The sequence below is a fragment of the Streptomyces hydrogenans genome, from assembly GCF_014656075.1.
GTDB lineage: Bacteria > Actinomycetota > Actinomycetes > Streptomycetales > Streptomycetaceae > Streptomyces > Streptomyces hydrogenans.
Map to the genome: position 1 here is coordinate 1 of NZ_BNBS01000163.1, position 14771 is coordinate 14771.

Consider the following 14771-nt stretch of genomic DNA (forward strand, 5'->3'; position numbering starts at 1 on the left):
GGGACGGCGTCCGCCGGCCGCGGCGCCCCGGTGCCGCCGTCGGGGCAGGCGTCCGGGACGCGGGGCAGGCCCGTGGCGTCGGTGTGCGGCGGCGTGCCGTCCAGGCACTCCGCGCGGTGGGGCGCGGCCTGGTCCGGCACCGACCGCGCGAGACCGGCAGCGAGGCGCGGGAGAGGCGTCGGCGGCGTCGCCGCGCCGGACCGATGGTCCGTCGGCCGTGCTTCACCCGTCACCCCCCTCGGCATCTGATGACCCGTCACTTCGCTCCCCAGCGTCAGCCCGTACACGACGCAGTCCCCCGATCCGGGACGATACACCAGGACCGTCACTCAGGGACAGGGTCGCAGTACTCTCCGTGACTACCGGGGGGCTTGCGGGCGGCGCGCGGCGGGGGCGCGCACGGCCGGACGGCTCCGGGCGGCGGGGCTCAGGTGGTGCGGAGCACGTTCGCGAGCTCCTCCCCCGCCGCGAACCGCCCGACCTGCGCCGCGATCAGCCGCTTCGCCCGCGGCATGAACGCCGAAGTGGAACCGCCCACATGGGGCGTGAGGAGCACACCGGGAGCGTGCCACAGCGGGTGTCCGGCCGGCAGCGGTTCCGGGTCGGTCACATCGAGCGCCGCCGTGATCCGCCCGCTCTCCACCTCCTTGAGCAGGGCGTTCGTGTCGACCACCGGGCCGCGGGCGACGTTGACGAGCAGCGCCCCGTCCTTCATCCGGGCCAGGAGACCCGCGTCGGCCAGGTGCCGGGTATCCGGCGTGAGCGGAGTGGAGAGCACCACCACGTCGGCCTCGGGCAGCAGGGCGGGCAGATCGGCCAGGGCGTGCACGGGGCCGCGGGCCGTGGTGCGCGCGGAGCGTGCGACGCGCGCCACCCGCGCGCACTCGAAGGGCGCGAGCCGGTCCTCGATCGCCGAGCCGATCGATCCGTACCCGACGATCAGGACGGACTTGTCGGCGAGCGCCGGGTAGAAGCCGTCCCGCCACTCCTCGGCGTCCTGGCCCCGCACGAAGCGCGGGATGCCGCGCAGGGAGGCGAGGATCAGGGCGAGGGTGAGCTCGGCGGTGCTGGCCTCGTGGACGCCCTTGGCGTTGCAGACCGAGACGCCGGAACCGAGCGAACCGAGCCCGGGCACGACGTGGTCGATGCCGGCGGAGAGGGTCTGGACGACGCGCAGCGAGGTCATCGCGGCGAGCGGCCGGACCGCGATCGCGGAGCCCTTCATGTACGGGACGACGTAGAAGGCGCAGTCGGCGGGATCGGCCGGGAAGTCGGCCCCGCCGTCCCAGAAGCGGTAGTTCAGCCCCGACGCGCCCGGGTCGGGCAGCCCGTCGATCTCGTCGGCGGGGATCGGAAGCCACACGTCGGCGGTGGTGGGTGCGAGTGTCATGACCGGGAGGCTATGCGAAGAAACCCGCACGCCATTGGTTACTTTGGGGGGCGGCACAAGGAGGGGTAGCGGCACGTGGAGCGCAGGACTATCGGGGCGACGGCGCTCGACGTGGGGGCCATCGGCCTCGGCTGCATGCCGATGAACTGGGCCTACGGCCGCTCGGAACAGCGGGGCGACCGCTCGCTGCGGGCCGTGCACGCGGCCCTCGACGCCGGGGTGAGCCTGCTCGACACGGCCGACATGTACGGGCCGTTCACCAATGAGCTCCTGCTGGGGCGGGCGCTGAAGGAGCGCCGGGCGGAGGTCTTCGTGTCGACGAAGTGCGGGCTGCTCGTCGGCGACGGGCACGTGGTGGCCAACGGACGGCCCGAGTACGTCCGCCGAGCCTGCGACGCGTCCCTGCGGCGGCTCCAGACGGACGTCCTCGACCTGTACCTCCTCCATCGCGCGGACCCGGAGGTCCCGGTGGAGGAGACCTGGGGGGCCATGGCGGGCCTGGTGGCGGCGGGCAAGGTGCGGGCGCTCGGCCTGAGCGCGGTCGGGGTGCGGCGTACCCGGCGTTCGCGGACCGGCGATCTGTACGAGGGAACGATCCGTCAGCTGACCCGGGTGCAGCAGGTGTTCCCGGTGGCGGCGGTGCAGGCCGAGCTGTCGGTGTGGGCGCCGGAGGCGCTGGCGCGGCTGCTGCCCTGGTGCGCGGCGCGCGGGATCGGGATGCTCGCGGCGATGCCGCTGGGCAGCGGTTTCCTGACCGGGACGCTGACCCCGGGCGGCGGCTTCGAGCCGGACGACCCGCGGGCCCGGCACCCCCGTTTCACCGCCGAGATGATGGCCGCGAACCAGCCGCTGGTGGCCGGGCTGCGGCGGGTGGCCGCGCGCCACGGCGACGGGGTGACCGCGGCGCAGGTGGCGCTGGCGTGGGTGCTGGCGCAGGGGCGGCACGTGGTGCCGGTGCCGGGGACGAAGCGGGAGCGGTGGGCGGTGGAGAACGCCGGGGCGGCGGCGCTGCGGCTCACGGCCGGGGACCTGGCGGAGCTCGCGGCGCTGCCGGCCGCCCGGGAGTCCTGGGACTAGCACCGCCCTGACCTGCGGTTTCGAGGGGACGTGCGAGAAGATCCGAGAAAGTCGGCCGGAGGCGGGAACTCGATCGGCGCGAGCGGTGTATCAAGAGTGGAAGGGATGCCGCTCGCACGCTCTTCCGTCGTCGACGTCGAAGGGGAACCGGATCATGAGCCGTCCTGCTGTGCTGAAGGCCCTGGGGGGTGCGGCCGCCGCGCTGCTGTTCGCGGCGGGCTGTTCCCCGGGCGGTGACACCGGGCCGCGGGGCGGGACGCCGCCGTCCGCGTCGGCGTCCGGCTCGTCCGGCCCGGGGCCGTCCGCGTCCGCGCCCGCCGCAGGTGAGGGGCGGGTGACGGTGGCGGGGACGCTCACCGAGGGGCTGCGCTCGCCGTGGGGGCTCGCGGCGCTGCCCGGCGGCGACCTGCTGGTCTCCTCGCGGGACGACCGGACGGTGACCCGGGTGGACGGGCGGAGCGGGGCGAAGCGCTCGCTGGGCGAGGTCCCGGGCGTGGTGCCCGGCGGCGAGGGCGGGCTGATGGGCCTGGCCGTGCGCGAGGGGTGGGTGTACGCGTACCTGACCGCGGAGTCGGACAACCGGATCGTGCGGATGCGGTACGGAGGCGGGGCCGGCGACCGGCTGGGCGCTCCGGAGCCGGTGCTCACCGGGATCCCCAAGGGCACGATCCACAACGGCGGGCGGATCGCCTTCGGGCCGGACGGGATGCTGTACGCGGGGACGGGCGAGACGGGCGAGACCGGGCTGGCGCAGGACCGGGCGTCGCTCGGCGGGAAGATCCTGCGGATGACCCCGGAGGGGAAGCCGGCGCCCGGCAATCCCTTCGCGGACTCGGTGGTCTATTCGTACGGCCACCGGAACGTGCAGGGGATCGCGTGGGACGCCGAAGGCCGTCTGTGGGCGGCCGAGTTCGGGCAGAACACGTGGGACGAGCTGAACCTGGTCGAGCCGGGGCGGAACTACGGCTGGCCGGAGGTCGAGGGGACGGCCGGGAAGGCCGGTTTCGTGGATCCGGTGGCGCAGTGGCCGACCTCGGAGGCATCGCCGAGCGGGATCGCCTGGGCCCGGGGAGCGGTGTGGATGGCGGGGCTGCGGGGCGAGCGGCTGTGGCGGATCCCGCTGTCGGGGGCGGAGCGGTCCGGCGAGCCGGAGGCGTTCCTGGGCGGGGAGTACGGGCGGCTGCGGACGGTCCTGGCGGACGGGTCCGGAGGGCTGTGGCTGGTGACGAGCGAGACGGACGGCCGGGGCACCCCGGAGACGGGGGACGACCGGATCCTGCGGCTCGACGTGAGATGACGGCCCCGGCCCGGGGGCGTGCCGTACGGGGCCGGGGCGCGGGGTCAGCGGGGGGTGTCGAGGAGGTGCAGGCGGTGGGCCATCGCGGCGGCCTCGCCGCGGCCGGAGACGCCGAGCTTGGCGAGGATGTTGGAGACGTGGACGCTGGCCGTCTTCGGTGAGATGAACAGCTCCTCGGCGATCTGCCGGTTGGTGCGGCCGGCCGCGACCAGGCCCAGGACGTCCTGTTCGCGGGGGGTCAGGCCGAAGGCGTCGAAGGCGTCGCTCCCGGGCTCCGTCTCCGGGGTGCCGGGGTCGGCGGTGAGGGCGACGCGGGCGCGGGCGGCGAGCAGTTCGACGTCCTCGCGGAGCGGGCGGGCGCCGAGGGCGACGGCGGTGGCGTGGGCCTGCCGGAGCAGGGCCGTGGCCTCCTCGCGCCGGCCGCCCTCGGTGAGGAGGGCGTCGGCGAGCCGGTGGCGGGCCCGGGCCAGCGGGTAGGGCTGGTCGAGCGGGGCCCACGCGTCGACGGCCTCGGCCCACCGGGCGGCGGTCTCCCGGCCCTCGGCGCGGGCCAGTTCCTCGGCGACCTGGGTGGCGTGGGCGGTCCAGACGGGGGCGGGGGCGGCGAGGGCGCGGACGGCGCGGCGGACGACGGCCAGCGCCTCGGCGCGGCCCTCCTCGGCGGCGGGCAGGCCGAGGGGGGCGGCCTCGGCGGTGACGGCGGCGAGGACGAGGGGCCAGGCGTAGCGGTGGGTGCCGGGCGGGAAACCGGCGTCGGCGGCGGCCACGAGACGGGCGCGGACATCGGCGAGGCGGCCCTCGGCGGCGGCCGCGGCGGCGTCGATGCCGGCCAGCGGGAGGGTGTACTGCGGGATCGGATCGCGGGTGCCGTAGACCGCGCGGGCCTCGTCGAGGTGGCGGTGGGCGCCGGCCGTCTCACCGCGGGCGACGGCGATCTGGGCGAGCCGGAGGTGGGCGGAGGCGCGGGGCTTGGTGCTGGTGGCGGAGGAGAGGAGGCGTTCGGCCTCGGTCCGGGCCTCGTCCCAGCGGCCGAGGGAGTGGAGGGACTCGGCCTTGTTGCCGCGGATCCAGCCGGCGGACTCCACCAGGCCGCGCCTGCGGGCGAGTTCGAGGCCGGCGTCGGCGAGTGCGACGGCCTCGGCGGAGCGGCCGAGGGACTCCAGGGCGGAGGCGAGGTTGATGTGGGCGCGGGCGGCCTCGTGGAACTGTCCGAGGGCGGTGGTCCGTTCGCGGACCGCGTGCATCTCGGCGAGGCCGGCCTCGCGGTCGCCGGCGGCGACCATGATGGTGCCGAGGGTGAGGCGGGCGTTGAGTTCGGTCGCCTCGGCCTTGACCAGGCGGGCGTACTCGACGGCGCGCTCGGCGGCGGCGAGGGCGTCGGGGCCGGGCTTGCGGAGCATGCCCCAGCCGGCGGCGCCGGCGAGGACGACCGCGTGGACGGCGGAGGGCGGCAGCCCCTTGACGAGCTCCTGGGCCCGGGAGATCTCGGTCCAGCCGTCGCCGCGTCCGAGGTTGGACTGGAGCCGGGCCTGTTCGGCCCAGAACCAGGCGGCGCGCAGGGGGTCGTTCTCGTCGTCGCCGTCGAGGACGCGGAGCGCCATCCTGCCGATCTTGAGCGCGCGTTCGCGTTCGCCGCAGAGGCGGGCGGCGACGGCGGCCTCGGCGAGCAGGTCGAGGTGGCGCAGCGGGGTGGTGTCCGGGTCGCAGCCGCAGGCCGGGTAGGACTCGGCGTAGTCGATGGGGCGCAGGCCGGCGCGGACCTCGGCGGGGGCCTCGTCCCAGAGTTCCATGGCGCGTTCGAGGAGGCGGAGCTGCTCGGCGTAGGCGTGGCGCTTGCGGGTGGCGACGGAGGCGTCGAGGACGGCGGGGAGGGCCTTGGCCGGGTCGTGGGCGTGGTACCAGTACGTGGCCAGCCGGGTGGCGCGCTCGTCGGGGCGGACGAGGCCCGGGTCGGCCTCCAGCGCCTCGGCGTAGCGGCGGTTGAGGCGGGAGCGCTCGCCGGGCAGCAGGTCGTCGCTGACGGCCTCGCGGACCAGGGAGTGGCGGAAGCGGTAGCCGTCGCCGTCGGGGGCGGCGAGCAGGATGTTGGCGCCGACCGCGGCGCGCAGGGCCTCGATGAGGTCGTCCTCGGCGAGGCGGGAGACGGCGGCGAGGAGCCCGTGCTCGACGCTGGAACCGCCCTCGGCGATGATCCGGGCGACCCGCTGGGCGTCCTCGGGGAGGGTCTCGACGCGGACCAGGAGCAGGTCGCGGAGTGAGTCGCTGAGCGGGCCGGTGCCGTCGCCGCAGGAGCGGGAGGCGACGAGCTCCTCGACGAAGAAGGCGTTGCCGTCGGAGCGGTCGAAGATCTCGTCGACCAGGCCGGGCGCGGGCTCGGCGGCCAGGATGCCGGTGAGCTGGCGGTGCACCTCGGTGCGGGTGAAGCGGGAGAGCTCGATGCGGCGGATGGTGCGCATCCGGTCGAGTTCGGCGAGGAGGGGGCGCAGCGGGTGGCGGCGGTGGATGTCGTCGGCGCGGTAGGTGGCGACGACCACGATCCGGCCGCGGCGCAGGGTGCGCAGCAGGTAGGTGAGGAGGTGGCGGGTGGAGGTGTCGGCCCAGTGCAGGTCCTCCAGGACGAGGACGAGGGTGCGGTCGGCGGCGAGCCGTTCCAGGAGGCGGACGGTGAGCTCGAAGAGTCGGGCGGTGGCGTCCTCGTCGCCGGCGTCGGAGCCGCCGGGGTCGCCGAGCTCGGGGAGCAGCCGGGCGAGTTCGCCCTCGTGCCCGTCGGCGGCGGCGCTGAGCTCCTCGGGGAGGCGCCGGCGCAGGGTCCGCAGGGCGGCGGAGAACGGAGCGAAGGGCAGTCCGTCGGCGCCGAGCTCCACGCAGCCGCCGAGGGCGACGAAGGCGTCGGCGTCGCAGGCCGCGTCGCGGAACTCCTCGACGAGCCGGGTCTTGCCGACGCCCGCCTCACCGGCGACGAGCAGCGCCTGGGGCTCTCCCGCGGTCGCGCGGGAGAGCGCCTCGGTGAGGGCGGTGAGTTCGCCGGCGCGGCCGACGAAGACGGGACTGACGGACCTGGTCTCCACGGCGCCGAGCATCGCACAGGCGCCCAGCGGGTCGCTCATACGGGGGTCACGCGACCGTGGTGTAGCGGTCCTTGCCGGTGCTCACCCGCCCCTCGGGTTCGTGGCGGCCGGTCCGGCGGGCGGCCTTGGCGGCGCGGGCGGCCTCGCGGCCGAGGCGCTGGGCGGCGGCCTCGCGGACCAGCTCGGCGTGGGCGGTGCGGTGGAGTTCGTACGCGAACATGGGGTGCTCCCTGGGCTGTGGTGTCGGTATCGCTCCTTGCGATGCCTCTACCTTCCTCGCCCAGCCGGTGCGGGGGCATCGGGCGAGTGCCGCATGTTCGGGGTACGGGGGGCCTTAGGGAGGGCCCGGGGGTGCCTTAGGGACTCCCCGAGGTACCTCCCGGGGGCCTCAGGCGGTCCGGGCGGCGCGCCACTCGGGGGCGAGGACGGCCCAGATCTCGGTGTCCGTGCGGATGCCGCGGTGGGTGTAGTTCTCGCGGACGACGCCCTCCCTGGTCATGCCGAGGCGGCGGGCGACGGCGGTGCTGGCCGTGTTCGCGGTGGAGGCGTACCACTCGACGCGGTGGATCCCGCGCCGCTCGACGGCCCAGTCGATGATCGTGCGGCAGGCACGGGTGACCAGGCCGCGGCCGGCGGCGGAGGGCTCCAGCCAGCAGCCGACCTCGGCGTTGCCGGCGGCCACGTCCATGGTGCGGAACATGACGCCGCCGACGAGGGTGCCGTCGGTCCAGATGCCGTAGAGGCGTCCGGCGTCGTGCGCGGTCTTGTCGGCGTAGCCCTGGAGGAAGGCGCGGGCGGAGTCGAGGTCGTGGACGACGTCGGCGAGGCCGATGTGCTCGCCGACGAAGGCGCGGCCGCGGTCCATGTGGGCGAGGAACTCCTCCGCCTGCCAGGGCTCCAGGGGCCGCAGTTCGGCGCCGTCACCCAGCGATGTCGCGAACATCCTCGTTCTCCTCCGTGGTCGGTGCGGTCACGCGCTGCCCCGGGATCTTCGCACGGGTGTCCGCGGCGACCCGGCACTCCGGCGGCTCGATGCTGATCCGGGGCAGGATCCGGTCGAGGCTCCGGGGCAGCCACCAGTTGGCGCCGCCGAGCAGGTGCATGAGGGCGGGGACGAGGAGGGTGCGCAGGACGAAGGCGTCCAGGGCGACGGCGGCGGCGAGGGCGATGCCGAACATCGCGATGACCCGGTCGCCGGAGAGGACGAAGGCGAGGAAGACCGAGATCATGATGACCGCGGCGGAGTTGATCACCCGGCTGGTCTCGGCGAGGCCGACCCGGACGGCCCGCCGGTTGTCGCCGGTCTCCAGCCACTCCTCGTACATCCGGCTGACCAGGAAGACCTGGTAGTCCATGGAGAGGCCGAAGAGCACCGAGACCATGATCACGGGGAGGAAGGGCTCGATCGGGCCGGAGCTGCCGAGGCCGAGGAGTTCGCTGCCCCAGCCCCACTGGAAGATCGCGACGACGATGCCGAAGGCGGCGGCGACGGCCGCGATGTTCATGACCGCGGCCTTCAGCGGGATGCCGATGGACCGGAAGGCGAGCAGCAGGAGCAGGCAACCGAGGGCGACCACGGCACCGACGAAGAGCGGCAGCTTGCCGACGATGATCTCGGCGAAGTCGTCGTAGGAGGCGGTGATGCCGCCGACGTGGACGTCCAGGGAGGTGCCGGTCTCCGCGGCCGGGATCACGTCCTGGCGGAGCCGGTCGACGAGCTCGCTGGTGTCCTTCGACTGCGGCGAGGAGTCGGGGACGACGGTGAGGAAGGCGGTGTCGCCGGAGCCGTTGTAGGTGACCGGCGAGACCGAGGCGACGCCCTTGGTGGCGCCGAGCGCGGCCGGGAGCTGGTCGAGGGCGACCCGGTCGTCGGCGCCGTCGAGGTCGGCGACGAGGGTGAGGGGGCCGTTGACGCCGGGGCCGAAGCCGTCGGCGAGGAGGTCGTACGCCTGCCGGGTGGTGGCGCTCGCCGGGTTGTTGCCCTGGTCGGAGGTGCCGAGGTGGAGCGAGAGGGTGGGCAGCGCGAGGACGGCCATGACGACGGCGGCGACCGCGCCGAGGAGCTTGGGGTGGCGCTCGACGAAGGCGGACCAGCGGGCGGCGAAGCCGGTGGGCAGCTCGGGCTGCGGGCCGTGCTCGGCGAGGGCGCGCCGCTCGCGCCGGGAGAGGGCGCGCATGCCGATGAGGGAGAGCAGCGCGGGCAGCAGGGTGACGGAGGCGGCGACGGTGAGGACGACGGTGAGGGAGGCGGCGATGGCGACGCCGTTGAGGAAGCTCAGCCGGAGGATCAGCATGCCGAGGAGGGCGATGCAGACGGTCGCGCCGGCGAAGACCACGGCCCTGCCGGTGGTGGCGACGGCGGTCTCGGCGGCCTCGGCGACCCCGAGACCGCGTTTCAGCCCCTTGCGGTGCCTCGTGACGATGAAGAGCGCGTAGTCGATGCCGACGCCGAGGCCGATGAGCATGCCGAGCATCGGGGCGAAGTCGGCGACGGTCATGACGTGCCCGAGGAGCACGATCCCGGAGTAGGCGATGCCGACGCTGACCAGGGCGGTGGCGATGGGCAGCAGGGAGGCGGCGAGCGACCCGAAGGCGAGGAAGAGGACGACGGCGGCGACGGCCACGCCGACGGCCTCGGCGATGTGCCCGCCGGGCTTCTCGGTGAGGGCGACGGCGCTGCCGCCGAGCTCCACCTGGAGTCCGTCGGTCCCGGCGGCCTTCGCGGTGTCGACGAGGTCCTGTGCCTGGCCGACGGGGATGTCGTCGGCCTGCTCGCGGAAGGTCACGGTGGCGTAGGCGGTGCGCCCGTCCTCGCTGACCTGCCCGGGCGCCGCCGCGTTCCCGTACGGGGAGGTGACGGCGGCCACGCCCGGCAGGTCGGCGACCTCCGCCAGCATCGGCCCGATCCGCTCCTGCACGGCGTCGGCGCGGACGCTGCCGCGCTCGGTGTGCCAGACGATGGTGTCGGTGTCGCCGCCGAGCCCCTGGAAGCCCCGGTCGAGGAGGGCGGTGGCGCGTCCCGACTCGGTGCCGGGCACCTCGTAGTCGTTGGAGTACGCGCTGCCGGCGAGGACGGCGGCGCCCCCGACTCCGACGAGGGCGAGGACCCACAGGAGAACGGCGACGAGGCGGTGCCGGATGAACCACCGTGCGATGGCTGCCAAAGGACGTGCTCCCTGCCTGGATCGGTGCTCGCGGCCCACTCTCGCAGCCAAACGTGATCGTTTGCCCGTTTCGTGTCGATCCTCACAGAGTGCGGAAATGGCCCCGTTACCGCCCGGCACCGAGCCGCTACCGCCCGGCGGAGCCTCCGGGGCACTTCAGCTCGCGCTGGGCGAAGGTCATGAACTCCTTCAGGAGCCCGGGCACCGCGCTCCTGATCTTCTCCCTGTCGACTCCCCCGAGGGTGTGGACGTACAGGGCGATGTACTTCCCCGGGTCGGACGGGGACGTCGACGGCTCGCAGGCGAAGTGCGTGGCACCGCCCCCGTCCCAGATGACACCCCCCTTGCCCACATCGAGAGGGCGGGGATCACGCGAGTCCCAGGAGGACCATTCGATCGAGCGCTCGAATTCCTGGAGCCTGGCATTCGCCATGAACCGGGTGGCCCCGTCGACGTCGACACTGCAGGTCTCCGAGTCCAGGCTGTCAGTCATCTCGAAAGCATCGTTGCTGACGGTGACCTTCTTCCCTTCCGGCAGGAGGGCGGCCACCTCGCTTCCGGAGAAGGCACCCCAGCAGACGCGCTCGGGCAGGTGCGGAACCGCCTTCGGCGCGCTCTCCGAGCAGCCCGCCAGAAGCGCCGACACCACCACACCGATAACCGCGACCCTGGCCGCCTTCACGAGCCGAAGCACGCGCATCGCTCCTTACCCCTTGGTACTGGAAATCAGGTCGCGCCCGACGGAATGAGCGGTACCGGCTTCGACGGAAGCAACGCCCCGATACTCCTCGATCTGCTCGGGAGTGAGGCCGGTACCTCGTGCGGCCGCGTCGACCGCGGCCGCAGCCGCGGTCTTCGCCGCATCCTCGGAGGCCGTGTAATCCCGACCCGTCTCACGCCGCGCCTCTTCCGACTTGTCCTGCTGGGCGCTCTCCACCGCGGATTCGGTGACGTCCTCCTTGATCCAGGTGATGACGTCACCACCGACGGGGATCATCTCGATGTACTTCCCGCCGACCATGTCGATGATGCGGTTGGTCCATTTCGCGTTCTCTTCCGTGCCCTTGTTGTACTCCTCCGCCTCGTGGGCCTTGGCCTCGTGGACGGCCTGGGCCCTCGCCTCCGTCATGATTCCCGCGATCTCGCCTCCGGGATGGACGGCGTTCCGCAGTGCGTCACCGGGATCGCCGTGCCGCTCAGGGTGCTGGAAGACGTCGGCCACCAGCATGGTCGTGTACGCCTGCTGGGCGTTGGTGATCGCGCCGTACGCATCCGGGTCCTGGCCGACCGCGCCGAGGAAGAAGGCCATCTCGTCCTTCTTGAACTTCGCCATCTCACCGAACGGCATGGCCTGATCGGCGCCGTTCTCCGCGGCCGCCTGGAGGTCGGGCATGTACTCCGCCGCCATGTTGCCGAAGTTCGGGGAGAGACCGCCCAGGGGTCCTTCGTCCGTCACGAGCTCCGGCGCGTTGCCGATCTTCTCGACCACCTTCTCCATGACGCTCGCCATGGTCTTGGTGTGTTCCACGGGCTTGGCGTTCTCGTCGCCGGGGACGCGGCCGGTGACCGCCGCCTCCAGGGCGTTGCCGGTGGCCGCCTGGCCGGGGTGCTGCTCGCCGCCGGAGACCGTGTCGTAGTAGTCGTCCGCGGGCTTCTTGTCGAGCATGTGGTCGACGACGCTCTTCGCGTCCTTGCCCGTGAGCTCCTCGTCCGCCAGTGTGACGATGCCGTCCTTGTTCGTGTCCGAGCGGAGCTGCTCGTCGAAGAAGGCCGCGGAGGCCTCCGGGTTGTTGGCCATCGCCTCCATGAGGCCGGTGAGGGGGTTGAAACCCTTGCCGCCGGTCTCGTCGAGGTTGATGCGCTGGTCCATGCTCCTGGGCAGGGACTCGGACCAGACGCCGGGCTTCTCCCGGTCCATGGCGACCATGTCCCGGCCGACGGACACCAGGAAGTCCTTGTCGTACGTGCCGTCCCGGAGGAGGCCGCTCAGGGCCTGGTAGCCGTAGATCTGCGAGAAGCCGACGCCCTGGACGTCGAGCTGCTTGCGACCGGACCTCATCAGCTCGCTGGTCCACACGGCGTCGAGGTGGTTCGGGGTCGACTTCTGGGTGGCGAGGCCGAGCATGGCGCCCATGTCGGACTGGATGTTGCGGACCATGTCGACGCGGTCCTTGCCGGCCGGGCCGAGGGACGTGGAGTTCAGCGACATCTCCGCGTAGGCGTCGAGCGTGGCCGCGGGGCCCACCCAGCGGTAGAAGCCGGTCGCGAACTCGGGGTCGTTCCGGTTGTCGTCGAGGAGGTCTTCGAGCTCCTTCAGCTCGGCCACGTTCCGCGCCGTGCCGCCTTCGCCGCTGACCTTCTTCAGCAGCTCCGCGGCCCGGGCCACCTGCTCCTCGTCGAGGCTCTTGTACGTGGGGGCGGTGAAGTCGTGCTCGTCCTTCACGTTCGCCGCGAGCGCGCGCCGCAGCGAGTCGTCGGCGTCGGCGCAGTCCTCGACGAGGCGGTCGATCCTCGCCTGCCAGGAGACCACGGCCGCCTTCTGCTTCCGCACGGCCTCGGCGTAGCCCGCCTGATCCGGGTCGTGGCGCGCCGTCACGTCCTTCTCCAGGTCGTGCCGCGGCGTGACCTTGCCCTTCGCGTCGACGTGGACGCCGGCCGCCGGGCCCTCCTCGTCCCTGATCCGAACAAGGGCGTCCCTGGCCGCCAGGAACGAGGTGTGGGCGTCGGCGAGCAGCAGCTGGATGCCCTTCGCCTGCGCCTCGGCGTCCTCGAACTCCTTGGCCGTCTTGGCGACGAAGGGCCGGGTGACGTCGGAGTTGACGCCCTGCCACTGGGCCTTGTCGGTCTTGGCCTTCATGCCTTCGCGGGCGTCGGTGGCGAGCGTCTTCAGCTTGGTGGCCATCTCCGACCAGTCGTCCGCGGCCTGCTTCAGCTTGGCGACGGGCGCGTTGACGACGTCCTCGAATGTCAGCACGGCGATTCCCCCGGGTCCTCTACTTGAAGTACTCGTCGATCTTGGACGTGGAGAGCAGTCGGCCTCCGATGTCCGCGTCGTCCTTGGCGTGGGCGGACTTGCTGTAGTCGAGGTGGTTGGAGATCCGGGCGCAGGCGTCCAGGAGCGTACGCAGCTGGCTGTTCCACCGGTCGTGCACCTTCAGAAGCTCCGAGCCGCTGGTGAAGTTGCCGTTCGTGAGGGCGATCGACGCGTCGAAGGTCGAGGGCCGGGCGTGGTCGCCGTCCCTGGAGAGCCGTCCGTGCAGCAGGTACGCCTCGTGGCCGATCGCCCCGAGGTCGTCCTGGTTCACCACCAGATCCGCCGAACCCGTGGCGGCTCCGCCATTTCCGTCAAGTCCGTTCAGGCGCATCCCCGTCGGCCGCCCCTCGCCGGTGGCGGACTTGAGCTTCTCCCACTCGTCCCAGGACATCGGACCCCCTCCTTCGACCGGACGGGCATTCTAGTCGGCGCGCGTCGATCGCTTCACGGAAGCAACAGGCGCCCCTTGCCTTCGACCGCCCTTTTGTCGGCTTGCGCCCCTTCCTCGGTGCGGAGTGCGTGCGCGGTCGCGAACGGGGGAAGGTGGCGGGGCGGGGTGGGGTCGCGGGGGGATAACCAGGGGGTTTCACTTCTCGCGGGCGGGGGTTCTTCGGTTGACCCCGGCTCCTCCGGAGCGGCAAGCTGACCCCCTGTCATTCACTGTGCCTTGGGGGAAAGTTGAGCAAGTCGGCACACCACATCGGACCCGACTCCGCACCGGACCGCTACCGGCTGCTCCGCTCCATCGGACGCGGCGGCGAGGCGGTGCTCTATCTCGCGGAGATCGAGCTCGCGGGCGGTACGGAGCCGGTCGTCGTCAAGGTCCTCGACTCGAAGACCACGATCACGCCGGAGATCTTCGAGCGGGTCAGCCGCAAGTGGAACGAGCAGGCCGAGCTGCTGCGCTTCGTCAGCCGGCCGGGGGTCGTCGGGGTGCGCGAGCACTTCCAGGGCTCGCCCATCCACGCGCCCGGCGAGTCCGGCACCCTCACGGGCCGGGCCCTCGTCCTCGTGATGAACCACGTGGACGGCCTCGACCTGCGCGACTGGCGCGCCGAGCGGACGCTGGCCACCCCCGCCGAACGGCGCGAGGTCATGCGGACCCTCGAACAGCTCGCCGACGTCCTCGACTGGCTGCACTCCGGCAAGGCCACGCCGTCCGGCCGGACCGTCGTCCACGGCGACCTCTCGCCGGGCAACGTGATGGTCGACGAGCACGGCCAGGCGACCCTCGTCGACTTCGGCCTCAGCAAGCTGACCGCCGACCACCAGACCGCCGAGGTGTGGTTCACCCCGGGCTACGCGGCGCCGGAGATCTTCGAGGGCAAGCGGACCCCGGCCACCGACCGGTACGCCTTCGGGGCCATCGCCTACTTCCTGCTGAGCGGGCAGTCCCCGCCGGCCACGCCCGAGCAGCTCGCGGCCGCCTTCGCCGCCGTGCCGCAGATCGCCGGGCTGCCCGAGGACCAGCGCCGCAAGGTGCTGGCCATCACGGCGGCCGACGCCGACAAGCGCCCGCTGCTGCTCTCGTCGTGGGTCAAGGAGGTCCGGCACGGCGTGGTCTCCACCACGACCACCTCCCGCCCGGCGACCCCCCGGGACGCGGTTCCGCCCCGCCCGGCCGACGCCGCGGCCGTGCCGCCACCGCTGCCGGCCGCCCCTCCGGTGGGCCCCCCGCCGACCCCGCCCCCCGCCACCGCGCCCCGGGACGCCGCGCCTCCCGCCGCCGCGCCCCCGACGT

General features: G+C 73.3%; 11 protein-coding genes. 3 read left to right on the forward strand and 8 right to left on the reverse strand.

Going from position 1 to position 14771, the window contains the following annotated elements:
- Window positions 1-427: 427 nt before the first annotated feature.
- A complete protein-coding gene (locus IE321_RS37400; protein WP_190226186.1) occupies window positions 428-1390 on the reverse strand; it encodes a 2-hydroxyacid dehydrogenase in 963 nt (320 codons plus the stop codon).
- 75 nt (window positions 1391-1465) lie between these two features.
- Between IE321_RS37400 and IE321_RS37405 the strand changes: the two genes are divergently transcribed.
- Window positions 1466-2467 carry an aldo/keto reductase gene (locus IE321_RS37405; protein ID WP_043219922.1) on the forward strand — a complete coding sequence of 334 codons (1002 nt, stop codon included), beginning with the start codon at window positions 1466-1468 and terminating at the stop codon, window positions 2465-2467.
- Between the two features lie 154 nt (window positions 2468-2621).
- Window positions 2622-3764 (forward strand): PQQ-dependent sugar dehydrogenase, encoded by a 1143-nt coding sequence (locus tag IE321_RS37410; protein ID WP_190226187.1) that lies wholly within the window; start codon window positions 2622-2624, stop codon window positions 3762-3764.
- Window positions 3765-3808: 44 nt separating this feature from the next.
- On the opposite strand, the gene IE321_RS37415 is transcribed toward IE321_RS37410, so the two are convergent.
- From IE321_RS37415 to IE321_RS37445, 7 genes are all read right to left on the reverse strand, one after another.
- Complete coding sequence (locus IE321_RS37415; RefSeq protein ID WP_229916742.1) at window positions 3809-6871, reverse strand: helix-turn-helix transcriptional regulator; 3063 nt, start codon at window positions 6869-6871, stop codon at window positions 3809-3811.
- A 7-nt stretch (window positions 6872-6878) separates the two neighbouring features.
- The gene (locus IE321_RS37420; RefSeq protein WP_190226188.1) at window positions 6879-7052 is read right to left on the reverse strand and encodes a hypothetical protein; all 174 of its coding nucleotides are present in this window, start codon (window positions 7050-7052) and stop codon (window positions 6879-6881) included.
- Window positions 7053-7220: 168 nt separating this feature from the next.
- Window positions 7221-7775, reverse strand: coding sequence for a GNAT family N-acetyltransferase (locus IE321_RS37425; RefSeq protein WP_043219916.1), 555 nt, complete (start codon window positions 7773-7775; stop codon window positions 7221-7223).
- On the reverse strand, window positions 7753-9996 hold the full coding sequence (locus tag IE321_RS37430; protein WP_190226189.1) for an MMPL family transporter: 2244 nt from the start codon (window positions 9994-9996) through the stop codon (window positions 7753-7755). The genes IE321_RS37425 and IE321_RS37430 overlap by 23 nt, the downstream gene beginning before the upstream one ends.
- Before the next feature lie 127 nt (window positions 9997-10123).
- Window positions 10124-10690 (reverse strand): hypothetical protein, encoded by a 567-nt coding sequence (locus IE321_RS37435; RefSeq protein WP_190226190.1) that lies wholly within the window; start codon window positions 10688-10690, stop codon window positions 10124-10126.
- Between the two features lie 12 nt (window positions 10691-10702).
- Complete coding sequence (locus tag IE321_RS37440; RefSeq protein ID WP_190226191.1) at window positions 10703-12970, reverse strand: DUF6571 family protein; 2268 nt, start codon at window positions 12968-12970, stop codon at window positions 10703-10705.
- A 19-nt stretch (window positions 12971-12989) separates the two neighbouring features.
- A complete protein-coding gene (locus tag IE321_RS37445; protein ID WP_190226192.1) occupies window positions 12990-13421 on the reverse strand; it encodes a hypothetical protein in 432 nt (143 codons plus the stop codon).
- A gap of 287 nt (window positions 13422-13708) precedes the next feature.
- On the opposite strand from IE321_RS37445, the gene IE321_RS37450 reads away from it, so the two are divergent.
- The coding region (locus IE321_RS37450) for a serine/threonine protein kinase (RefSeq protein ID WP_190226193.1) at window positions 13709-14771 on the forward strand (1063 nt) is incomplete at its 3' end.